Below are 23,472 nucleotides of genomic sequence, written 5' to 3'. Positions count from 1 at the left end.
AAGAGCGGCCAAGTGACGTTTTGTAATGTACATACTCTTTTCTGTAAAGCCAGAGCCAATCTTATTATAATATTGGCAGAACTGCCCGGATTTATATTTGCTGGTATTTTACCTAACCAGACCCTGAAAATAAAAATGCAAAATCATAATACAAGAAAGCATGAATATTTAACGAGTCTCATTGTTGGTAACAGTGATAGATATTAAATTTTTGTATTCTGCAGCAAGAGTTTTGGAAAGAGTTCTTAGCCAGGGAAAATTTGTGGCTCATAAACTTGTTGGATTAATGGACAATTAATTTTTTAAAAAGAAAAATAGATCATGAATTGTATCAGAAATATGTTGCTCTCCCTGTTTTTTCCGGTAATTATCCTGGTATTTGCCGGGGCAGAGCCTGTAAAGGCGCAGTTCAACGGCAAAATTATGACGGTCAAGGGGCCTGTCGAACCAGCTGAAATGGGATTGACACTGCCCCATGAGCACGTACTGGTCGACTTTATCGGGGCGGATCAGGTAAGCAGGGAGCGGTACGACCGTGACTCGGTGGCAGCCTTGGTGGTTCCTTACCTGCGGGATCTTAAGCAAGCCGGAGGTGAAACCTTGATTGAATGTACTCCCAGCTACCTGGGAAGAGATCCGGTTCTTCTGAGACGTCTTTCCGACCAGTCCGGGATCAAAATGTTGACCAACACGGGCTATTATGGGAATGAGAAGGGCAATTTTTTACCCTCGCATGTGTACGAAGAGACTGCACGTCAACTGGCTGACCGGTGGACTGACGAGTGGAAAAACGGGATTGACGGGACTGGTATTCGTCCAGGTTTTATAAAACTGAGGGTGGATAAAAGTCCGATTTCTGAAACGGGACAAAAGCTGTTGGAAGCTGCTGCCGAGACGCATAAAAAAAGTGGGTTGACCATAGGAGTCCATACTCCCGATGGGGCCACGGCGCTGGAACAGCTGGAAATATTATCAGAATCAGGAATCGACCCGGCTGCATTCATCTGGATTCACGCACAAAACGAGTCGGACAGTGAAATTCACCAGCAGGTTGCGCGTATGGGTGCCTGGGTAGAGTTTGACGGCATTGGTCCCTCTTCGGCGGATTATCATTTTCAACTGATCAACAGCATGAAGGAGGCGGATCTGCTGCACCGGGTGCTGATTTCTCACGACGCCGGGTGGTACCGGGTGGGAGAGCCGGGAGGTGATCCGAACAGCTTTGACCCGTATACCTACATCATCAACCATTTTATTCCGCGACTCAAAAGAGAGGGCTTTACCCCGCGGGAGATCGACATGCTGACCAGGGAAAATCCGCAGCAGGCGTTTACAATTTCAGTAAGGACGAGCGATTCTTAATTTGAACGACTGCTTTGCAGGTCCGGGTCTGCCGATAATTAAGTCGTTGTGGGTCAGTCAAGCGGACAGAGAAGAGATTACATTTGTAGTGATATTTTTTGAGTCTCGGCAAATTGAGACACTCCTGTTTATAACTGTGAATAATTGAAAAAATGGGTCGTGGAAAAATATTTAATCACTTTTAAAGATATTTGCACAAACACACTGGATTTTTTGCAAACTAGTCTACACATTAAGACGGATCAGAAGGAAAATTATTAATTTAACATAGGAATATTGATGAACCAGGATAGAAGAACGTTTTTAAAGACGGTCGGGAAGGCGATGTTGGGATCAGCTGCACTAACCAGCTTGCCGGCCGGCAGCCTTTTCTCCAAGTCAGTGAGTGATACCTTTTTTGATATTTCTCTGGCCCAGTGGTCGCTCCACAGGGCACTGTTTGGCGGCGATCTTGATAACCTTGATTTTGCTGCAACAGCCAAAAATGAGTTTGGAATCAGTGCTGTTGAGTACGTGAATCAATTCTTTATCGACAAGGCAAATGATCAGTCGTACCTGAAGGAGATGAAGCAGCGCGCTGACGATAACGGCGTTCGGAGTGTGCTCATAATGTGTGACGGGGAAGGAGCCCTTGGCGATCCGGATGAAGGGGAACGTCAACAAGCTGTCGAAAACCATCACAAGTGGGTCACAGCGGCCAAGTACCTGGGATGCCACTCTATCCGTGTCAATGCCCAAAGCCGTGGTAGCTGGGATGAACAGATGAACCTTGCGGCGGATGGGCTTCGCAGTTTGACTGAATTTGCCGATCAACACGATATTAACGTAATAGTTGAGAACCACGGGGGACTTTCCAGCAATGCCGAATGGCTGGTGGGCGTAATAAAACAGGTAGATCACCCTCGTTGCGGAACTCTTCCTGATTTTGGGAACTTCAACATCTCGGAAAACGAATCATATGACCGGTACAAGGGAACTCGTATGCTGATGCCGTATGCCAAAGGGGTGAGTGCCAAAAGTTACAGCTTCGATTCCAATGGGCATGAGAAAAATATCGATTTCGAAAAACTGATCTCAATTGTAAAAGATGCCGGCTACACGGGATATGTGGGGATTGAATACGAAGGCAGCGAACTGAGCGAGTACGAAGGGATAAAGGCGACCAAAAAATTACTTGAAATGGTCGGCTGATAGCTGATCTCGCATAAAATAAAATTGAACCAAAATTAGACCTGTTGCAGCATAAACAGAATTCCAGGTAAAATGGAATTTCAGTGGATGGGTCTGTTCTAAAAGGCAGTAAATATTATGCAGATAAAAGAAAGTCCAAAGCAGTACGATGTATGTATAATCGGGTCCGGTGCAGGCGGCGGAATGGCCGCCCATGAACTCACCAAGGCCGGAGCGGATGTGGTGATGCTGGAAGCCGGTGAATGGTTTGATTCGGAGGAGTTTGCGATGTTTACCTGGCCCTATGAATCGCCCCGCAGGGGTGCCAGCACCCGCCGGCAGCCGTTCGGGGAGTTTGATGCCTGTTTTGGCGGCTGGGACATCCCGGGAGAGCCTTACAGCAGCACTGAAGACACGGAATTTGACTGGTTTCGCGGGCGGATGCTGGGGGGGCGGACCAACCACTGGGGACGTATTTCTCTTCGGTTTGGACCTGACGACTTCCGCGTTCGAAGCATCGACGGGATGGGGGATGACTGGCCGATTTCCTACGAGGAGCTGGAACCGTATTATGATCGTATCGACCGGCTGATCGGGGTTTTCGGTACTAATGAGGGGATCCCTAATGAGCCGGGTGGCATCTTCCAGCCCCCACCGGAGCCGCGTTGTTACGAGTACCTGATCAAGGACGCCTGTGACGACATGGGGATCCCCTGCATCCCCTCGCGTCTTTCAATTTTGACCGAACCCAAAAACGGTCGTGCGGCCTGTCACTATTGCGGGCAGTGCAACCGAAGCTGCTCAACCCACTCCAACTTTTCCAGTCCCTCTGTGCTGCTTCCGCCGGCCCTTGAGACGGGGAACCTGGAAATCCGGACCGGGGCAATGGCCCGGGAGGTGACCCACCGCGACGGAAAAGCAACGGGAGTCTCCTATGTCAACAAGGAAGACGGGCGGGAGTACAAGGTGCGGGCGCGCATCGTGGTACTGGCTGCCAGTGCCTGCGAGTCGGCCCGGCTGCTGCTCAATTCCAAATCGAGCGAATTTCCCGACGGACTGGCCAACACCAGTGGCAAAGTTGGAAAATACCTGATGGATACAACCGGTACCTCCGTGGCCGGACTTATCCCACAGCTAATGGATACCCCGGCCCACAATGAGGACGGAACCGGTGGAATGCATCTCTATATCCCGTGGTGGGAAGATAACAGCAAGCTGGATTTTGCCCGTGGCTACCACGTGGAGCTGTGGGGCGGGCGCGGAATGCCCAGTTACGGCTTTATGGGAGGAATTCAGAACTACAGCGACCTCTACCAGGACCGTCCCAAAGGGGGCGGGGGATATGGAAAACAACTGAAGGATGATTACCGTCGCTACTATGGTTCGATCGTTGGATTATCCGGCCGTGGAGAGAGTATCGGCTATGAGGACAATTACTGCGAAATTGATCCCAATTCTGTTGATGAGTGGGGAATTCCCACACTCAGATTTAATTATACCTGGAGCGAGCAGGAATACAACCAGGTGCGCCATATGCAGCATACCTTCCGCCAGATCATCGACGAGATGGGCGGGCAGCCGCTGTGGGACATGCCCGGCAAAGAGGAGGGATACGGTATCTCCACACCCGGTGAGATTATCCATGAGGTGGGCACAACCCGGATGGGGGATGATCCCTCAACGTCGGTATTGAACAAATACTGCCAGGCCCACGACGTGGACAACCTGTTTGTCGCCGATGGAGGTCCGTTCGTATCCCAGCCGCACAAAAATACCACCTGGACGCTACTGGCCCTGTCGATGCGTACCTCCAACTACATCGCCGACCAGATGAACAAAGGAAATCTTTAACTGACAGTCACGGGTCGTGAGTCTTGAGTCATGAGTTTTGTTTTTAAAAGCTTGGGACTTGTCACTCACGACTCAAGACTCACAACTCACGATTAGTATAATGGACAGACGAGAAGCCTTAAAAACTCTTTCGCTCGGAACCCTGGCCGGCAGCTTTGTGATGACCGGTTGCCAGACACCGCCTTCAAAGAGCAGCCCGGAAGAAAAATTCTGGTCTCACGTAACCGCCGAGGATATTGAAAAGTGGGAAACCCGGTTTTTTAACGATCATGAATTTGAGACTGTACGCCAGCTGGCCAACATGGTGATTCCGGCGGACGAACGCTCCGGAAATGCCGAGGAGGCCGGCGTACCCGAATTTATTGACTTTATGATGCTGGATCGCCCGCAGTACCAGACGCCTATACGGGGGGGACTCCGGTGGCTGGACGTGCAGTGCCAGAAACAGTTTGACAAGCCCTTTATTGACTGCAGTGAAGAAGAAAAAACGACTATGCTCGATCAAATTGCGTACCCCGATATTGCTGCTCCAGAGATGGAGCATGGAGTCGCTTTTTTCAACCAGTTCAGGGACCTGGTAGCCTCGGGATTCTGGTCCAGCAAGATTGGTATAGAGGATATCGGCTATATCGGGAACCAGCCCAACGACTGGCAGGGATGTCCCGAAGAGGTGCACGAGCATATCGGAATTGAGCCCAACAAGAGTTGACGGTTCTTCCTGCAGGAAATAGAAATTCACACGTTTTTAAAATTAATACATGTATACGTTTCTTATGGATCTTAAATTATTTATCCTCACAACTGTTTGCCTGGCATTAGGTTTTTCAACTGCCTATTCCCAGCAGCATAACACATTGACAACCCAGGAAAAGCAGGAGGGATGGGAACTGCTGTTTGACGGGGAAACCACCGAAGGCTGGCGTGGGTATAATAAAGAGCAATTTCCCGAAGAGGGATGGATTGTTGAAAACGGGATGCTCTCTGTTATAGAAGGTGGTGGTGGGGGTGACATCATTACAACGGAGGTTTACGAAGATTACATCCTGAAGCTGGAGTGGAGAGTCGCCAAAGGAGCCAACGGGGGTATTTTTTATGCAGCCGTTGAACAACCGGAAGAAGCGATCTACTGGTCCGCCCCGGAAATCCAGATCCTTGACAACGACAACCATCCTGATGCGGAGCGAGGAAAAGATGGAAACCGGAAGGCAACCTCCCTGTACGACCTAATACCTGCAGAACCACAAAATGCCAATCCTTTTGGAGAGTGGAATCAAATTACAATTGAGGTCACCGGCAATGGCGCGCATGTGGAACACTGGATGAACGGGGAAAAAGTCGTTGAATATGAGCGCTGGACAGATGAATGGTATGAGATGCTCCAGCAAAGTAAATTTGCTCCCCATCCTGAGTTTGGAGCTGCCCACGAAGGGTATATCGGACTGCAGGATCACGGCAACAGGGTCGATTTCCGCAATATCAAGATCAAGGTGCTGGATTGAGGATTATTGAATGAGTGCGGGCTGTTAAAGAGAGCTTTGCGAAACCAGGGATTTCGGTCAAGGCCAATCTCCCTGTCCGGATTTGGCCGCCGTTTATACTTCCATAAATGTGATGAGGATTCAAATCCGCGAACATGCCGATGTTATCCAAAACGATGGATCTGAAAACCCTTTAAAGGAAAGAGTTGTCAAAAAATCCTGATGTAGAGGTAAAGAAATTATTCATTCTTCATATCAAGAAGACCAGGCTCGGCCCACCTCGTTATAAGGATAGCAGCCGTCATAACGGCCAGCTACGTGGTTCCATTCAAGTTCCTGTGTGGCCCCGATTTCAGAGGTGTAATACCCGACCAGCGTATACTCCTTCATCATCGCAAAAAACGGTTTGAGATCGGTGTCCGGCATGGAGTCGTTTTTGGCCTCTTGTTCTTTCTGCTGCAATACAGAAATTTGCTGCTCTTCCGTTAATTCCAGGAACTCACTACCGTGTAACTCCCGGCTTGTTTGATCTATACCATCGAGACCCGCCAAAAAGTGTTCGCGTTCATTTTCATAATTCCAGTCGGTGAGCATCTTGTCAATAAATTGGTTCACATTTGCCGCCTTTGCTCCGGGCGTATCCGTTGCCGGGATAATAAGCTCGGAAATCGCTGTGACCAGCTCATCCTGGTGAGAAGACAAGGTTTGAGGGGTGTACCCTGCGGTGCCGGTTTCCGCGCTACAGCCGCTCATTACGGCCGTAATGGTGGACATGGAAAGAGCTCCTCCACTCAGCAGGGCAATTTGTTTTAAGGCGTCACGTCGATTCATAATGATGGTCTTTGGATCTTGGGTCGTGGGTGTTGGGTCCATCGTTGACTATCAGCTTCATGATGGATAGGCTGACGAATCAAAATCGAGACCCACGACTGGTAGTTAAAGATTATTTTTATTCAGCTGGTCAACGGCATAGTCAACAGCCCGGGCTGTCAACGCCATATAGGTCAGTGACGGATTTTGGCACGCGGCAGAGGTCATACACGCCCCGTCGGTTACAAATACGTTGGGTACCTCGTGCAGCTGATTGTGTCCATTGAGTACCGAGGTCTCTGGGTCATTGCCCATGCGGGCCGTACCCATTTCATGGATTCCCTCTCCAAAAAGGTATTCGCTTTCATAAGACGATACGTCGGTTGCCCCGGCCGCCTCAAGCATTTCTGCAGCTGTTTCTGCCATGTCTTTGCGCATGTTGCGTTCATTTTCTCCGATTGAGGCTTTTATGCGAAGAAGCGGAATACCCCACTCGTCTGTCTTTTCCTCATCCAGCTCCACGTAGTTGTCATAGTCGGGAAGGATTTCTCCGAAGGCGGTCATCCCCACCTGCCAGGGACCGGGATCCCTTAGTTTTTGCTTGAGTTCGCTTCCAAATCCATCCATGTCAACACCGCGACCCCAGCTTGGCCGGCCGGCCCGCCCCTGAAATCCGTATCCCCGGATAAAGTCGGGATGATCTGTTTCCGGGCTGATATTTCGAAACCGGGGGATATAAAAGCCGTTGGGCCGGTTCCCAAATGTATAGGTGTCGAGGTGCCCCTCGTAGGTGCCGCTGGCGCCTACACGGAAGTGATGGTCCATAAGGTAGTGGCCCAGAACTCCGCTTGAATTTCCCATGCCTTCCGGGAATACCTCGGATTTGGAGTTAAGCAGGATCTGGGTAGAACCAAGTGCAGAAGCGTTGAGAAAAATGACGTCAGCAAAAAATTCCATACTTTCTTTCGATTCACGGTCAATAACGCGAACCCCGGTGGCTTTGCCGGTTTCCTTGTCATATATGACGCTGTGAACGATACTGTTTGGGCGAAGCGTCATGTTACCTGTGGCGCGGGCTGCCGGCAGGGTACTGCTTTGGGAGGAGAAATAGGCTCCCACGGAACATCCCCGGGAACAGGGTCCGCAGTAGTGGCAGGCTCCGCGCCCGTTATGGGCTTCCGTTAATACGGCGGCCCGCCCGATGGTAAGAGTGCGTTCCGGGAACGTTTCCTCTATCGCTGTTTTAACCTCCTGCTCCACGCAGTTGAGTGCCATCGGGGGCAAAAACTGCCCGTCCGGCAGCTGAGGCAGCCCCTCTTTTTGCCCGCTGATTCCCGCGAATTGTTCAACATAATCGTACCACGGGGCTATCTCTTCGTAGGTGATGGGCCATTCAACAGCGATACCCTCTTCAGCATTGGCCTGGAAATCCATTGGACTCCATCGGTAGGATTGCCGGCCCCACGTCAGGGAGCGCCCGCCGACGTGATAACCACGGACCCATAAAAAGGGATTCTCCTCATCGTCAACTTCGTAGGGATGGGTATTGTCATTAACAAAAAAGTGCTCGTTGTATTCGTTGATCACATCCGAGCGGAGCTGTCGCGGTTTTTCCTCCTCCAGGTATTTGCGATTTCCCCGTCCCCTGAACTCCATCTCCCAGGGAGCCTTGTGTTCCGTAATGTAATCCTTCCCGTGCTCTACATTTCTACCTCGTTCAAGTACGAGAGTTTGAAGGCCTTTCTCAGTTAATTCTTTTGCAGCCCATCCCCCGGAAATCCCGGAACCGACTACGATTGCATCATATTGGTTGACTTGATTTGAGATATGCATAAGCTGATATAGTTCTTAGAAAAGCTAGTCCAATGTGTTCAATTAAACCCTAACATAGATGAGCTGAATTAATTTTGCAAATTTATTGCACAAGCTTGGGAAAATTTGTGTAAGAGGATATAAATAAGGGGAAGATGGCTTGCATTTAACGGTTGTTTTTGGGTATTTGCGCCTCTCAACGAAAGTAAAAAAGAGGATACAATGACACTAGACAGAAAACTGAAATATGGTATGGTTGGAGGCGGTCCGGGTGCCTTCATCGGAGAAGTACACCGGATGGCAGCCGCGCTGGATGGAAGAATTGAACTTGTAGCAGGTGCCTTTTCTTCATCTGCGGAAAAATCAAAACAGAAAGGGCGGGAGTTGAACCTGGATCCTTCACGGGTTTACGGTTCGTACGAAGAGATGGCCGAGAAAGAGAGCCAGCTGCCCGAGGGAGAACGTATCGATTTTGTATCTATCGTCACCCCGAATTTCTTGCATCATCCCGTTGCCAAAACATTTATCGAGGCGGGGTTTCACGTGGTATGTGACAAGCCGATGACCAAAACGGTTGAAGAAGCCGAAGAGTTGTGCCGGCTGGTGGATGAACATGATACGGTGTTTGCATTAACTCATAATTATACCGGCTACCCGATGGTTAAAGAAGCCCGCCAGTTGGTAAAAGATGGCAAGCTCGGGGAGATACGCAAGATTGTCGTGGAATATCCACAGGGGTGGCTGGCCCAGCCGGTAGACAATAAACAGGCAAACTGGAGAACGGATCCCAAGAAGGCCGGCGTTTCATCAGCGGTCGGGGATATCGGTTCTCATGCAGAAAATCTCGTGGAGTATATTACCGGCCTTCAGATTGAATCTCTTATTGCAGACATTAATACCTTTGTTGAAGGTCGAGAACTGGAAGACGATGCCAATGTGTTGGTCCATTACAAAGGGGGAGCCCGGGGAATCTTGTACTGTTCCCAGGTATCGGTTGGAGAAGAGAACAGCCTGCGAATTCGCGCTTACGGTACTGATGCCGCCATAGAGTGGAAGCAGGAGGATCCGAATTACCTGCATCTGCTTCATCCCGGCGGACCGGAAGAGACCTACAAACGGGGCAATGAGTACCTGTCGGATGTAGCGCAGCACAATACGCGCATTCCTCCCGGACATCCGGAGGGTTTTATTGAAGCGTTCGCCAATATATACCTGAATTTTGCCAATACCCTGGAAGCCCGTTTGAGTGTAGAGGAACCTGGCGAATTTGACCTGGATTTCCCCACGGTTCAGGATGGAGCCCGCGGTGTGGATTTTATCCACAAGGTTATTGAGAGTGGTAAAAAAGGGGAGTGGGTTGACGTAGATTATACCCCGCCCGCTTAATTTTAGATAACAAAACCTGTAATATTGGAAAATCCGCCTGCCAGAACAGGCGGATTTTTTTATTTAGTCGTCCTCAATCAAAAAGTCCCGTTTGGTAATGATAAATGTAAAATCAGGAGTGTACCACCAACGGTGTCTCAGGACAATATAAACAGTATGAACATTATTTCTTTCCCGGACTGACGTTAAATATTAGGGGGCTTTGCACAACCCTCAATTCCTGTTCAGAGGAAGTTGTACTCCCGTTAAAAGGTCACCAAGGCCGGTAGTACAACTACCTCCCAACAAAACAGCAGGTTCTGTAAAGGTTCCTATTAAATATTGTAGAGGAATCCCGTAATAAAGCAAAAGCTCCCGCAGGAAAGGCGGGAGCTTTTCAAAAAACAAACCCAAATTTATTACTACTCTGAGGCCGCGGCAATCATTCCAAGAAGGCGTTCCGCCTCGGGTACCTGCTCGCTGCCGGGATAATCCCGCACCACGATGCTGGCGTATTCCCGGGCCTGGGCAGTATCTCCGGCATCATAAAATGCACTGGCCGCTTCCAGGTAGTTGTAGGGTGTTGTTGCATCGTTTTCATCCCACTCGGCTGCCCTGAGATAGGTTTGTGCAGCCTGTGCATGCTGACCCAAGTCGGTATATAATACGCCCATAAAGGAGAGGGGACCGACCCCAAGAATACCTTCCGGCACCTCATAATCTTCCATGTAACTGAGTGCACGCTCGGTATTGCCAAGGTTATATTCGCAAACAGCGGCATAATAGCGGGCAAGATTACCGGCATCAGTGCCGCCGTAATTATTAATGATCTGCTCAAAACCAACAGTAAAATCCTCGTCAGACCCATTCAGGGCGGTTTGATAGTCAGATTGCAGGAAAGCCGTTTCTGCGGGTCCCATTAACTGCTGGGCCTGCCGTTCCTGGGATTGTGAGTAATAATAATACCCTATTCCACCTGCGATGATTAGAAACAGAGCAATAGCACCGCCTATTATTTCGCTCTTATATTGAACATACAAACTCTGGACCCTTTCAACAGACTGAACCAGGGGATCTGATTCGAGTTCTTCCTGGGTCATTTTTCGTTTAGCCATTGTAATCTTCTTATATCAATGTTATGCTGAAATTTTAAGTGGTCAAAATTAGTATTGTTTTGGCACTTCCCAAAATCAAAAATGAACGATAGTTCAGGGATAAATTGAAGCACTGTAAAACCGGCCTTTACAGATAGGGTTTCATGAATTTGGTGGTGAAATACCAGAACGATCTTTAGTTAAACGGATTCAGCCTGCCTTTATTTAGTTCATAGGTCAAATCACAGCGCCCGGCGATATCTTTTTCATGAGTAATAAGAAGAATGCTGACCCCATCTTCTTCACGTAGCTGAAACAGGTAATCCAGTACAATGCGGGTATTGGCGTCATCCAGGTTGCCGGTGGGTTCGTCAGCCAGGATCAGGGATGGGTTATTCATGAGGGCCCGGGCCATTGATACCCGTTGCTGCTCTCCACCCGATAATTCGGTCGGACGGTGTTCGGCACGATCCGGAATTCCGAAGCGGCTAAGCAGTTCCATCGCCCGCTCCTCGGAGGCCTCAAGGCTTCTACCGGCGATCAGGGCAGGCATGAGTACATTTTCCAGGGCAGAAAATTCAGGCAGCAGATGATGGAACTGGAAAACAAACCCAAGTTCGCGGTTTCTGAAATCGGCCAGCTCTTCCGCAGTCAGGTTGTAAATGGAGTTGGATTTCCAGGCGACCTCCCCGGAGTCGGGGCGGTCCAATCCCCCGAGTACGTGCAATAACGTGCTTTTACCGCTGCCGCTGGGACCAACCACCGAAACAATATCCCCGGAATTGATCGTTATTGAGCAGTAGTCAAGTACGGTGAGGGCTCCTTCACCGGTTTTAGCGGGATAGGTCTTGAGAATATCGGTTCCGGTTAAAATGGGGGATTTGACAGGCATAAAGTTCACTCCTCAAGCTTGCTGTTCCTGAAGGACGGATAAACAAGAGATTCGATATGGAGACACTGGTTCGATTCAAGATCCACCACGCAATACACCGCACAAACGTGATTATTGCCATTCGCTATCTGATAACGCTGGTGAGTGCCGAGCATAAACCGCTTCATCGACACATTTTTGTCCATACCCAGCACAGAGTCAAAAGAACCGGTCATGCCGGCGTCACTGATATATCCCATTCCATCCGGGAAGATACGGGCGTCATTGGTCGGAACGTGGGTGTGTGTGCCAACAAACACGCTGGCCTTCCCGTCCAGGTGCCAGGCCAGGGCCAGCTTTTCGGCGGTGGCTTCGGCGTGAAAGTCGATAAAAATGGTGTCGGTTTCCTCCCGTATGCGATCGATCGCCCAGTCAGCAGTCGAAAAAGGATCGTCGATCGCCTTCATAAAGGTGCGACCCTGCAGGTTTAACACGCCGATTTTATGGTCAAAGCCCGGAATATCGTATATACCGTATCCATAACCGGGGTTTCCTTTCGGATAATTCAGGGGGCGCAGTATCTCATGATTTTTTTTCATATAGGAAAACACTTTCCACTTGGCAAAGGAGTGGTTGCCCCCTGTAATCACGTGAACGCCCAGGTCGTGCAGGTTCCGGATGATTGAGCGATTAATTCCGTGTCCCTCGTGGGAGTTTTCACCGTTTGCAATCACAAAGTCGGCTTCATACTTGTCGATTAATCCGGGTAGAAACGTTTGGAGAAGGCTAAGCCCGGGTTCACCTACGATATCTCCTATAAAAAGAATTTTCAGTTGTTTGCTCATGATTCTGGCTCATCTCCGGCTAAGTGCAAATAGGGAGCCGGTTCCGTTGGCGGTTCAGTAAATCAATAAATAAGAAGCACAAAGGTAAGGAATATAAAGTGGTATTCAGAATGGAAAAACCGAGTCTGCCCGGCGTGTTGCTACATCGTGCTGATGGCTGGGCAAAGTATCATGTTGCGGTAAAAGAACTAATGAACAGCATCCGGCCACAAGGATCGGTACCAGGTATGAAGTCTGTTCGATACCGTTTCATTGTGCAGCGAAGGGCCGGCAGTGTTTAAATGGGATTGCGAATGGTAAAAAAGAGGTCACTGTTCCCGGTTTGAAGTGATCTCTTCGATAAATTCTTCAAGCGATTGGTTGACATCCTGCATCAGCTTGTCCTCTTGCTGATTGAGCTCACGGTTTCGACGCCGCTCTTCAAAAATTTCCTCTGCCAGGCTGAGAGCAGCCAGTACCATAACGGTGCTTTCCGGCTGTTTTTTTAACTCTTTCTTGTACTGCATGAACCGGTCATCCACATACTGGGCTATCCTGCGCATGGTTTCCTCTTCAGACTCCTCAACCTTGATGGGATATTGCTTGCCAAGTACGTTTATTTTGATCGATTTCATTGCTGTTGCTCCTCGAGATGATCATCAATTTTCGAGATAAGACCCAGCACCTGGTGACGCAGGGCCAGCCGTTCGCTCTCGGCCATGGCAGAAAAGATATCGGTTTGTCCCTCCTGTATCTCCTCGATCTTTTCGCGAAGCCGCTGGTTTTCCTGCTCCAGCTCAGCAACCTGATCTTGCAGATGCTCCACCTCCCCGCGAATCTGATCAAGGAGCTGATGGAATTTTTGATGATATGGGCTGTCGTTTGTCAGCACATCTACCGAAGTTATGCTCTTAATTTAGCGGAGTACTGTTTCTCCAGTACGGTCAATACTTCATCAATAATAGGCTCTATATCATTGATAGTCAACGTCTTATTCTTGTCAAGGAATGACAGCCGGAAGGCAATACTTTTGTTCGATTCGCCGATCGATTCGCCCTCGAAAACGTCAAAGATATCGATGGTTTCAAGTGAATTCCCGGCTGTCTCCCGTATGGTGGTTATCATATCTCCGGCGGGTACGCCAGCGTTTACGACCACCGCCAGGTCGAACTCAAACGAGGGATATTTTGATACCGGTTCGTATGTTGCGGGAGGCAGGTTCTCCAGCTGATGCTCAATTCGGGTAATGGAAAACTCGGCGGCAAAGGCGGGTTGTTCTATCTCCAGGTTTGCAAGCATGTTTTTATCGACCTCGTAAAGGGAACCGATCTCGGTCTCATTGACGGTGTACACCAGCCGTTCATCCCGCTTGTGGGTGTGGGTGTGCTCGTGCAGTCCGAGCTGCCGGAGAAAGGCGGTTACCTCTGCCTTGAGGTCAAAAATATCGTAAGCCCGGGGTTCGCTGTTCCAGTACTCAATCGTTTTGAGTCCGGCAATACCCATGAGCAGGTTGGTTTCTTCCTTTATCCCGTCGTAGTAGGTTCCCTCGTCGGCTTCATTGAACGTGTTGCCGACCTCAAAGAATCGGACGCTGGAATTTTTCCGGTTGAAGTTGTACGCCACTGCCTTCAGAAAACCGTAAAGAAGGGAGGGGCGGAGCGTTGTCATCTCCCTGGAGATCGGGTTCAGCGTTTTGATCATCCGCTCGAGATCACCAAGGTAGGAGGCATCCTCTTCCGGCATCAGCGAGTTGCTGTAGATCTCTTTAAAACGCAGGCTTTTAACCGTATCTCGGATGCGAACCATCAGTTTTTCATGGCTGCTGATCGGTTCCGGGGTAATGAACTTGGCATGCGTGGGAGCCGGTATGTTGTTGTAATCAAACAGGCGCCCCACCTCTTCAACCAGGTCCACTTCGCGCTCCAGGTCTGGACGAAACGTCGGCACCTTGTACTTGAGAGTTGCCTGCTGCTGGTCCACTAGTTTGAGCTCCAGGGCCTCCAGGAATGTATTCACCTGTTCCCGTTCTAAATCGGTACCCAGCAGACGGTTGACGTAGCTCAGGCGCAGTGAGATTTCGCGAGGCTCCGTTTTGACCGGGTGAATATCGGTACATCCCGCTACCACTGTTCCGCCGGCCACCTCGGCAATGAGTGCCGCGCAGCGTTCGGCAGCAATACGTTGCAACTGTGGATCTATGCCCCGTTCGAAACGGTAGGAGGCATCGGTCTGAAGGTTCTGCTCTTTTGCAGTTTTGCGGATGGTACCGGGATCAAAATAGGCACTTTCGATTAAAATATCGGTGGTTTCCTCATCCACTTCCGAATCGACCCCGCCCATGACGCCTGCTATAGCCACCGGACCCTCTCCGTCGCAGATAAACAGCGTTCCGGCCGGACAAGTGCGTTTTACGTGATCCAGGGTTTCAAATTCGATATCTTCGTCAAAATCCCTGACCACGATCTTTTTTCCACGGATTGTAGCATAATCAAAAGCGTGGAGGGGCTGCCCGAGTTCGAGCAGCACATAGTTCGTGATATCCACGACGTTATTTACAGGACGTACACCGAGCGCCTTGAGCCTGTTTTGAATCCATGCCGGTGAGTCTTCTATGGTAACGCCCTTGACCATTTTACCGGTGTAGCGATGGCATTTGTCTTCATTTTCGATCTCGATCTCAATTTCGTTATCGATCGGGGCAGAGGGATCGAACGTTTCGGTAAACGGTTTTTCAAGTTTCAGGTCGAGGGCGGCCGCCAGGTCCCGGGCAACCCCCAGGTGGCAAGTTGCATCCGGCCGATTGGGAGAAATTTCGATATCAATGACGGTATCCTCATAGAGGTCAATGGCAGAGCCGATCGGCTCACCCGGGCGGGCACCGTTGTTAAGCACCATGATGCCGGAATGATCGTCACTGATGCCCAGTTCACTTTCGGAGCAGATCATCCCTTCGGATTTTTCGCCGCGCAGTTCAGCTTTTCGGATAGTCAGCGGCTCTCCGTTGTCCAGGGTTACGGGCAGTGTTGTGCCTACGGTAGCGACAGGCACTTTCTGATTTTCGGCAACATTGTCAGCCCCGCAAACAATCTGAACCTGCCGATCTCCCAAATTTACGAGGCAGAGCTGCAGCCGGTCGGCATTGGGATGTTCCCGCACCTCCAGCACCTCTCCAACCACGACCCCGTCCAGCTTGCTTCCAACCGGTTTCAGTGTGTCCACCTCGAGGCCGATCAGGGTCAGTTTTTCTGCGGTTTCTTCCGGGGTAAGATCCAGATCTATAAATTCATGTAGCCAGTTGTAAGAAATTTTCATGTGCTGAGATCAATAATTTTTGGCAGGAACCCAGATGGAGCGCGCGTGATGGAGGCAGCTCCTCGCAGGAATTCAGAAGGTACTTTTCGCTCGCGCCACCTGCGTTCCTGCAGAATTAATCAAATTGTGATAAAAAGCGAACATCATTTTCATAAAACGTGCGAATATCGTCAATACCGTGCCGGAGCATGGCGATCCGATCGACTCCCATTCCCCACGCAAAGCCCGTATATTTTTCGGGGTCAATGCCGACAGATTTAAAAACGTTGGGATCGACCATGCCGGAGCCGAGAATTTCCAGCCATTTTCCCTCTCCATTGGTCTCCCACCAGATATCCATCTCCAGGCTGGGTTCGGTAAACGGGAAAAATCCGGGGCGCAACCGATATTTCACATCGCTGCCAAACATTAACTTGGCAAAGCTGATGAGCGTTTCTTTTAGTTCCGCCACACTTACGTTGGTATCCACGTATAGCGCTTCCACCTGGTGAAACAGGAAATACGACTTGGGACTTACCGCCTCATTTCGGTACACTTTGCCGGGTGCAATAATCCGTATAGGCGGTTTTCTTTTTTGCATCTCCCGGATTTGAATAGGAGAGGTGTGGGTTCGCAAAACAAGGTCGTCCCGGTCGGGATCGTCGTGTTTGCGAATGAAAAAGGTATCCTGTTCATCACGGGCCGGGTGGTTCGGGGGGAAGTTGAGGGCCGTAAAATTGTGGAAGTCGTCTTCAATCTCCGGTCCGTCAGCAATGGAAAAACCCAGCCGGTAGAAGATCTCCTTCATTTCGTTGAGCGTCTGGGTGAGGGGATGGTAGGAGCCCACTGTCTGGGGAGGTGCCGGAAGGGTTACATCGTCAGTGGCCGATACCTGCCGTGCCTCTTCCCGCTTAAGGCGTTCTTTGCTTTCCTCAAACTTGTTCTGAGCCAGGGTTTTTACTTCGTTCATCGCTTTGCCCACCCTGGCTTTTTCATCGTCGGGCACTTCCCCCATACGGGAGAACATCTCCTGCACTTTGCCTTTCCGGGAAAGAAACTCGAGCCGGAACGCCTCCAGCTCCTCCTCGTTTGCAATTGAAAATTCTTCAGCTTCTTGTTTTATCGTTTCTATGTAATCGAGCATCACATTTTTTTATCTGTCAAGTGTGCAATATGCGTGTAGCAACAACTGTGAAAATTGGAAGAATCGCCGCCAGAAGTACCAATACCTGAAAACCGATCCTGCTAATATAAACAGGGCTTCTTTTTATCTTATCCTGATCACCCGAATATAAGGAGTTCTGCGGTGAGCTCAGAATAATGAGATCGGCCCCTCCAGGTAATACCTCCCATGTCCTGTCGTATTGCCGAATACGGCTAAATATGGTACCAATAATAAAAAAACCGACAAATCTTATCTGTTGTAATAAGATCTGCCGGCTTGACATCAAAGAGTGAACCGTTTATGCCGCTGCTTTTTCAACAATAGCGGAGAACGTTTCCGGATCACGCACGGCCAGATCGGCCAATACTTTGCGATTGATTTCAATGTCTTTCTTCTTCAGGGCTCCCATCAGCCTGGAATAGGTTGTACCGTTTTGGCGGGCAGCTGCATTGATGCGTGTAATCCAGAGTTTTCGGAATTCCCGTTTACGAACCTTGCGGTCGCGATACTGGTAGAGCATCCCTTTTTCTACCGCATTCTTCGCAAACTTATACACATTTTTTCGCTTGCCCCAGTAACCTTTCGCCTGCTTGAGAATCTTTCGGCGACGGCGACGGGAAGCCACCTTGTTTCTTGATCGTGGCATTTTATCTGATTTATGTGTTAAAAGTTAGTGTTAAGATTATTTGTACGGAAGCATTTTCTTGACATTTTTCACCTGCGTGTCGTCGACCAGGGTCGGTTTGCCAAGATTCCGCTTTCTCTTACTCGTCTTTTTGGTGAGGATATGTCGTTTTCCTGCCTTCTTTCGCTTCACTTTGCCGGTACCGGTAATTTTGAAGCGCTTTTTGGCTCCGCTGTTGGTTTTCATCTTAGGCATAGTATTCACCTGTTTATCTTTGATTCAAAAAGAGTTCGAAGATAAGCATTATCGGCAATTGATTAAAGGAATATTTGGAACTTCCTTTAATTATCACCCAGAGAAGTGGCCGAAGCCCCCATTGCTGGTTGGCAGGAGCTATCCTTTAGAAGTGGGAGAGAGCATCATAATCATGCGACGGCCCTCCATCGTGGGTTTTGATTCAATCTCACCCACATCGCTCAGCTCTTCTGCCAAATCCAACAGCAGCTCTTCGCCCCGTTCGGTGTATAGCATGTCACGACCCCTGAATTGGACAGTCGCCTTGACCTTGTCACCATCTTCGAGGAAACCACGAGCATGTCGCGTTTTGAATTCGAGATCGTGATCATCAGTATTGGGCCGGAAGCGCAGCTCTTTGACCTGTACCGTGTGTTGTTTTTTCTTGGCCTCTTTTTCCTTCTTCTTTTTCTCATACATGAACTTGCCGAAGTCTATCACTTTACAGACGGGCGGTTTGGCTTTGGGAGCCACCTCAACAAGGTCCAGGTCATAAGAACGCGCAATTTCAAGAGCACGATCAATATCCACCACCTCATGTTCTTCATCAGGCCGTATTACGCGTACTTTGCGTGAACGTATTTCATCATTTACATTTGGTCTGTCCGGATCTTTTCGCGGACGTGGTCGTCTACTTCTTCCGATAATTACCTCTATATGGTTTTAGTTTGAATTTGAATGATCAGGAACTTCCTTGTTCTCGATCTCCTCGTTTAGATTAGAAATAAATTCAGAAAAATCAAAAGTTCCGATATCGCCTTCTTTATGACGGCGAACGGAGACCGTTCCCTCTTTCTGTTCATCTCCACCTACTATTAACATGTATGGGATCTTACTCGTTTCAGCATCCCGTATTTTTCCGCCAATTTGCTCACTCCGCTCATCAACTTCAACACGGATATCATTTTTTTTCAGCTCAGAGGCGCATTGGCGGGCATATTCGTTAAACTCATCTGCGATCGGGATGACTTTGACCTGCACCGGTGACAACCAGACGGGAAAATCACCGGCAAAATGTTCGATCAGGATACTGCAGAAACGCTCCATGGAGCCAAAGGGGGCACGGTGGATGATTACGGGCCGGTGCTTCTCATTGTCAGAACCGATATATGTCAGATCGAAGCGCTCCGGCATAACGTAATCTACCTGAACCGTTCCGAGCTGCCATTTGCGGCCGATGGCATCCTTGATTATAAAATCAATTTTGGGCCCGTAAAAACTGGCCTCCCCGCGACCGATGAAGTAGTCCAGCCCCATGTCATCGGCAACTTCCCTGATCTGTTGCTCAGCCTTGTCCCAGGAGGAAACATCGCCTGCATATTTTTCGGTATCCTCGGGATCCCGGAAAGACAGGCGGGTTTTGACCGGCATCTCAAACGTCTTGAATACAAGCTGCGTCAGATCGATGGCATTGAGCAGTTCGTCCTTCAACTGCTCTTCCATACAGTAAATATGTGCGTCGTCCTGGGTGAAGCCCCTGACCCGGGAAAGCCCGCTCAGCTCCCCGGACTGCTCGTACCGATAAACGGAACCGAACTCTGCGAGCCGGATCGGCAGATCCCTGTATGATCGCAGTTTGGAGGAATAGATCCGGTGATGGTGAGGACAATTCATGGGCTTGAGCAGGTACTCCTCGTCGTCAACTTTAATCGGTGCAAACTGTGACTCTTTGTAGTAGGGATAGTGCCCCGAGGTTTTGTACAGCTCAATATTCCCGATATGAGGTGTTATAACCTCCTGGTAATTTCTTTTTAGCAGTTCCTCCTTCAGAAATTCTTCGAGTGTTCTTCGCAGTACGGTGCCTTTGGGCTTCCAGACCGGCAGGCCCTGGCCCACCATCGAATCCATCATGTATAGATCAAGTTCCTTGCCGAGCTTGCGGTGGTCGCGGCGCTTGGCTTCCTCCATCTGGTGGACATACTCCTTCAACAGTTTCTGTTTTGGAAAAGAGATCCCGTAGATCCGTGTCAGCTGCTTGCTGTCCACGTCGCCGCGCCAGTAAGCCCCGGCCACATTGGTGAGCTTAACGGCTTTCACCCGCCCCGTATCCGGGATGTGGGGCCCCCGGCAGAGGTCCGTAAAATCCCCCTGCGTGTAAAAGGTGATATTTCCGTCTTCAAGATCCTGGATCAGGTCAACTTTATATTCGTTATCTTTTTTCCTGTAAAACTCGAGCGCTTCCTGTTTCGAAACTTTTTGCCGCTCAAACTCCGATTTCTGACGAGCCTTTTCAATAATCTTCTGCTCTATCTTTTCAAGATCATCTTTTCCCACGGCCTGATCGCCAAAGTCGATATCGTAATAAAAGCCATTTTCGATCGGGGGACCGATCCCAAATTTTGCCTCTGGATACAGCTCCTGGATCGCTTCTGCCAGCAGGTGGGCTGAAGAATGCCAAAACGTATATTTGCCGTCTTCGCTATCCCATGTATTAATCGTAATGGTTCCATCTTTCTCTATGGGCCGGTCCAGGTCCATAATTTCATCATCAAGCGTAATGCTGAGAGCCTCGCGCGCCAGACCTTTTGAAATAGATTCTGCGACCTCGTAGCCGGTAATTCCTTTGCGGTATTCTTTTTGGGAACCGTCGGGGAAGGTTATCGTAATTTTTTCTTCAGACATGAATTCAATTTAAAAACTGTTACCAAGTTTGAGAGCTGGTAAAAATATAAAAAATAGAGGAGAGCTAAAGAGAATTTTACCCCATATTTTTTACCTCAGTCGCGCTAACCCGGATTTCTCACGAGTATTTTGGATAAAATCATGTAACTTCATGGATGGCAATAACTTAAGGTTATAAAAAATTTTCTACCAAATTATCATTACAGTCTGTAACAAGCTGCGAAATGGGCCTTTTAGCTGCGTTGAAGGACAAATCACCTGCTCAACGTACCAACGTACGTCTGCACGGCCATTTGCCCTTCGACTTGCTGAAAAACAAATATCTTGGCGAGAAATGCGGGCTAAATGAAAAATGGCCTGATCAGTATGTCAATATCAGATGAAGCCAAAAGACTTTTTGAGGAAGGATATTCCAACGTGCACTTTCGGGTGCGGGTATTTAACGAAAATGTTAATATGAAATCAGGAATGGGAATCCCCGAAAAGAGCTCGTTAATTAGCATGTATGGTAATCACCTGTTTTTAGCATGTAGTTCGCGTTAAAGATGGGAAACGTGAATTATCGCCCCGAATGTTAAGGTTCACATGAAAAACTTCACAACGAGTTGAAATTAAATGCTGCTCTTATATTTTAAGACCGGATATTTCTGTAAACAGATAATCTATTTCGTGAAAAATCCGGGTTAATATGTGTTTCTTCTTATTATTTATTTTTTGGTCGTGAAGCAAACGGTTGATCGCAGTCTTGTTGGCTTCTTCTAAAAAATCCATTACAACGGTTCTCTTTCATGCTCTTTACTTGTGGCGTTAACAGCTTGCTTTAATTATAATGTATGGAAATCGATAAAACGGATATCCATCGTAACCATCTCAATCCACTAGCAACACATAATTTTGACTACATTTCACAATTTTTTTCGGAAGCAGTTCCTTCCTCGGGCGTGGTACCTCGTATTCGGAATTATTTTGGTGGCTTCCACCATCTATCCTGAAAAAGCCGGCAATCTGCCGGTATCAGAAGATTTTGAGCCATATACTGAACCGATACCCGGCTCTGATCAGGCGATTCAGATGACACCGGTCCCGGGTGGCACGTTTGTGATGGGCAGTCCCCCGGAGGAGACGGGGCGTGAAGAGGATGAAGGGCCGCCCAAAAAAGTGTCTGTCGATTCCTTCTGGATGGGGATTCACGAAATTACATGGGATCAGTATGATCTGTTTGTAAAAGAAGAGATCGAAGACCTGAAGGGACAGCTGCCGGCCTCGGGAGACGTTGCCCTGCAGGCGGATGCGGTGTCGCTTCCCACCCCGCCTTATGTGGACATGAGTTTCGGGATGGGTCGCGAAGGATATCCCGCTATTAATATGACCCACTACGCCGCTGTTATGTATACCAAGTGGCTGACGGCAAAGACCGGGCACTTCTACCGGTTGCCCACCGAAGCGGAATGGGAATACGCCTGCCGCGCGGGGAGTAACACGGCATATTCTTTTGGTGAAGATGTTGCGGCCCTGGACGAATACGGCTGGTACGAAGGCAACAGTGACGGCCAGTATCACCATGTGGGAGAGAAAAAGCCCAATGAACTGGGACTCTACGACATGCACGGGAACGTGGCGGAGTGGACGATGGACCAGTATCACGAAGACTATTTCGACCGAATTGAGGAAGGTGCTGAAAACCCGCTTTTTCTCCCGGACCAGCTGTATCCCCGATCACTGCGCGGGGGCGGGTGGTCGCAGGAGTCCGCGGAACTTCGATGTGCCAGCCGGCAACACTCGGTCAAGCGGTGGAAACGCAGGGATCCGCAATTGCCCAAAAGTCGTTGGTGGCTGACGGATGCCCCCTTTGTGGGCTTTCGGGTAGTCCGGCCGGCCGACCCACCGCCCCCGGAAGAGATGGAACAGTACTGGATTGATGCAATTGAGGATTATAACTAGTGCCGATTTCAACCATGAACTTTCAGCTTTACCATAAAGACAGATGTCATGATGCTGTAGACTTCCACGGAATATCGGTTCAAACAGTAACGTTCCATGATCGGCATAATCTGCATTCTGTGGGAAAGGGCCGAAATCCAGGTTGCTGTGTTACCCGTGTTACCCTGGATCAGTTACCTTAGTTCGCAGTCGTTTATTGTAATTGAGATTTTCCAAGAACAACAAGAACAAATTGAAAATAAATACTTAACATAAATATATCTGTGTGTTGGTAACCAAATTTGAATTTACAACCGGAATGACAGTGTCTTTCCAAGAGGGCTTTGAAAGACCAGGAGTTTTGTCCAGGTTCAAAAATGCAGAAATTGGACAAAAGAACGGTTTTACAAAGACCTCTTTTAAATAAATATATCGCTCCCGCCGATGGGACTGTTACGGATCGCGGAGTGTAAACTTTAACCATGAGTCGGATATTATGAGTAATCAAAAAGATCAGAACAACAGCAAACGGAATATTTCGAGACGTGATTTTGTAAAGACCTCTTCGTCGCTGGCGGCGGGCGGCCTATTACTGAGTTCGCTTCCGGTGGGAGCGGGTGCCTATGCCGGGGGCAGTGCTACGCTGAAGGTAGCCCTTATCGGCTGTGGCGGGCGTGGGACCGGCGCCGCCCGGCAGGCGCTGAGCACGGGAGACGGGGTGCAGCTGGTGGCCATGGCCGATGCGTTCCGCGATCGGCTGGACGACAGCCTGAGCACCCTTGGGAAGGTGTTTTCCGATCAGCCGGAAAAGCTGAACGTGCCGGAAGAGCACAAGTTTGTGGGTTTTGACGCCTACAAAAATGCCATTGAGCTGGCCGATGTGGTGATCCTGGCCACACCTCCCGGATTCCGCCCGAT

General features: G+C 49.3%; 20 protein-coding genes and 1 pseudogene. 8 read left to right on the top strand and 13 right to left on the bottom strand.

All coding sequences use genetic code 11. From position 1 onward, the window contains the following. Window positions 1-321 precede the first annotated feature (321 nt). The 5 genes from ACG2E4_RS14330 (at window position 322) to ACG2E4_RS14310 (ending at window position 5,882) form a co-directional block, all read left to right on the top strand. A complete protein-coding gene (locus tag ACG2E4_RS14330) occupies window positions 322-1,362 on the top strand; it encodes a phosphotriesterase (protein ID WP_395276956.1) in 1,041 nt (346 codons plus the stop codon). Between the two features lie 279 nt (window positions 1,363-1,641). Next, the gene (locus ACG2E4_RS14325) at window positions 1,642-2,553 is read left to right on the top strand and encodes a sugar phosphate isomerase/epimerase family protein (protein WP_395276955.1); all 912 of its coding nucleotides are present in this window, start codon (window positions 1,642-1,644) and stop codon (window positions 2,551-2,553) included. A 117-nt stretch (window positions 2,554-2,670) separates the two neighbouring features. Then, complete coding sequence (locus ACG2E4_RS14320; RefSeq protein WP_395262172.1) at window positions 2,671-4,383, top strand: GMC family oxidoreductase; 1,713 nt, start codon at window positions 2,671-2,673, stop codon at window positions 4,381-4,383. 100 nt (window positions 4,384-4,483) lie between these two features. Then, window positions 4,484-5,092, top strand: a complete 609-nt coding sequence (locus ACG2E4_RS14315; RefSeq protein WP_395262173.1) for a gluconate 2-dehydrogenase subunit 3 family protein — start codon at window positions 4,484-4,486, stop codon at window positions 5,090-5,092. A gap of 64 nt (window positions 5,093-5,156) precedes the next feature. Continuing rightward, complete coding sequence (locus tag ACG2E4_RS14310) at window positions 5,157-5,882, top strand: DUF1080 domain-containing protein (protein WP_395276954.1); 726 nt, start codon at window positions 5,157-5,159, stop codon at window positions 5,880-5,882. A gap of 234 nt (window positions 5,883-6,116) precedes the next feature. On the opposite strand, the gene ACG2E4_RS14305 is transcribed toward ACG2E4_RS14310, so the two are convergent. Further along, a complete protein-coding gene (locus tag ACG2E4_RS14305; RefSeq protein WP_395276953.1) occupies window positions 6,117-6,692 on the bottom strand; it encodes a gluconate 2-dehydrogenase subunit 3 family protein in 576 nt (191 codons plus the stop codon). A gap of 105 nt (window positions 6,693-6,797) precedes the next feature. Beyond that, window positions 6,798-8,504, bottom strand: a complete 1,707-nt coding sequence (locus tag ACG2E4_RS14300; protein WP_395276952.1) for a GMC oxidoreductase — start codon at window positions 8,502-8,504, stop codon at window positions 6,798-6,800. 201 nt (window positions 8,505-8,705) lie between these two features. Between ACG2E4_RS14300 and ACG2E4_RS14295 the strand changes: the two genes are divergently transcribed. After that, window positions 8,706-9,869 carry a Gfo/Idh/MocA family protein gene (locus ACG2E4_RS14295; RefSeq protein ID WP_395276951.1) on the top strand — a complete coding sequence of 388 codons (1,164 nt, stop codon included), beginning with the start codon at window positions 8,706-8,708 and terminating at the stop codon, window positions 9,867-9,869. Window positions 9,870-10,270: 401 nt separating this feature from the next. Here ACG2E4_RS14295 and ACG2E4_RS14290 read toward each other — a convergent pair whose 3' ends face one another. The 11 genes from ACG2E4_RS14290 to thrS all read right to left on the bottom strand — a co-directional run bounded on the left by ACG2E4_RS14290 (window position 10,271) and on the right by thrS (window position 20,634). Continuing rightward, window positions 10,271-10,963 carry a tetratricopeptide repeat protein gene (locus tag ACG2E4_RS14290; protein WP_395262178.1) on the bottom strand — a complete coding sequence of 231 codons (693 nt, stop codon included), beginning with the start codon at window positions 10,961-10,963 and terminating at the stop codon, window positions 10,271-10,273. 175 nt (window positions 10,964-11,138) lie between these two features. Continuing rightward, the gene (locus ACG2E4_RS14285) at window positions 11,139-11,834 is read right to left on the bottom strand and encodes an ABC transporter ATP-binding protein (protein ID WP_395276950.1); all 696 of its coding nucleotides are present in this window, start codon (window positions 11,832-11,834) and stop codon (window positions 11,139-11,141) included. Between the two features lie 5 nt (window positions 11,835-11,839). Next, window positions 11,840-12,658, bottom strand: a complete 819-nt coding sequence (locus ACG2E4_RS14280) for a TIGR00282 family metallophosphoesterase (protein ID WP_395262180.1) — start codon at window positions 12,656-12,658, stop codon at window positions 11,840-11,842. Window positions 12,659-12,966: 308 nt separating this feature from the next. Continuing rightward, window positions 12,967-13,272 (bottom strand): cell division protein ZapA, encoded by a 306-nt coding sequence (locus ACG2E4_RS14275; RefSeq protein ID WP_395262181.1) that lies wholly within the window; start codon window positions 13,270-13,272, stop codon window positions 12,967-12,969. Then, window positions 13,269-13,529: a hypothetical protein gene (locus tag ACG2E4_RS14270; RefSeq protein WP_395276949.1), complete on the bottom strand. Its 261-nt coding sequence runs from the start codon at window positions 13,527-13,529 to the stop codon at window positions 13,269-13,271. The genes ACG2E4_RS14275 and ACG2E4_RS14270 overlap by 4 nt, the downstream gene beginning before the upstream one ends. 11 nt (window positions 13,530-13,540) lie before the next feature. Beyond that, window positions 13,541-15,949, bottom strand: coding sequence for a phenylalanine--tRNA ligase subunit beta (gene pheT, locus ACG2E4_RS14265; protein WP_395276948.1), 2,409 nt, complete (start codon window positions 15,947-15,949; stop codon window positions 13,541-13,543). A 115-nt stretch (window positions 15,950-16,064) separates the two neighbouring features. Then, a complete protein-coding gene (gene pheS / locus ACG2E4_RS14260) occupies window positions 16,065-17,072 on the bottom strand; it encodes a phenylalanine--tRNA ligase subunit alpha (RefSeq protein WP_395262184.1) in 1,008 nt (335 codons plus the stop codon). A gap of 319 nt (window positions 17,073-17,391) precedes the next feature. Beyond that, window positions 17,392-17,739 (bottom strand): 50S ribosomal protein L20, encoded by a 348-nt coding sequence (gene rplT / locus ACG2E4_RS14255; RefSeq protein WP_395262185.1) that lies wholly within the window; start codon window positions 17,737-17,739, stop codon window positions 17,392-17,394. Between the two features lie 36 nt (window positions 17,740-17,775). Further along, window positions 17,776-17,973: a 50S ribosomal protein L35 gene (gene rpmI / locus ACG2E4_RS14250; protein WP_395262187.1), complete on the bottom strand. Its 198-nt coding sequence runs from the start codon at window positions 17,971-17,973 to the stop codon at window positions 17,776-17,778. Window positions 17,974-18,111: 138 nt separating this feature from the next. Next, a complete protein-coding gene (gene infC, locus ACG2E4_RS14245; protein ID WP_395276966.1) occupies window positions 18,112-18,657 on the bottom strand; it encodes a translation initiation factor IF-3 in 546 nt (181 codons plus the stop codon). An 18-nt stretch (window positions 18,658-18,675) separates the two neighbouring features. Further along, window positions 18,676-20,634, bottom strand: a complete 1,959-nt coding sequence (gene thrS / locus ACG2E4_RS14240) for a threonine--tRNA ligase (protein ID WP_395262189.1) — start codon at window positions 20,632-20,634, stop codon at window positions 18,676-18,678. Window positions 20,635-21,528: 894 nt separating this feature from the next. Between thrS and ACG2E4_RS14235 the strand changes: the two genes are divergently transcribed. Together ACG2E4_RS14235 and ACG2E4_RS14230 are read left to right on the top strand one after the other, a co-directional pair. Then, window positions 21,529-22,575, top strand: a complete 1,047-nt coding sequence (locus tag ACG2E4_RS14235) for a formylglycine-generating enzyme family protein (RefSeq protein ID WP_395276947.1) — start codon at window positions 21,529-21,531, stop codon at window positions 22,573-22,575. Between the two features lie 475 nt (window positions 22,576-23,050). Beyond that, a pseudogene (locus tag ACG2E4_RS14230) lies at window positions 23,051-23,472 on the top strand (dehydrogenase); the annotation flags it as partial.

This window comes from Halalkalibaculum sp. DA384 (assembly GCF_043951955.1).
Classification (GTDB): domain Bacteria; phylum Bacteroidota; class Rhodothermia; order Balneolales; family Balneolaceae; genus JAMQKA01.
The sequence above is the reverse complement of the archived record's forward strand: the minus strand, read 5'-3'. Positions and strand labels throughout refer to the sequence as shown.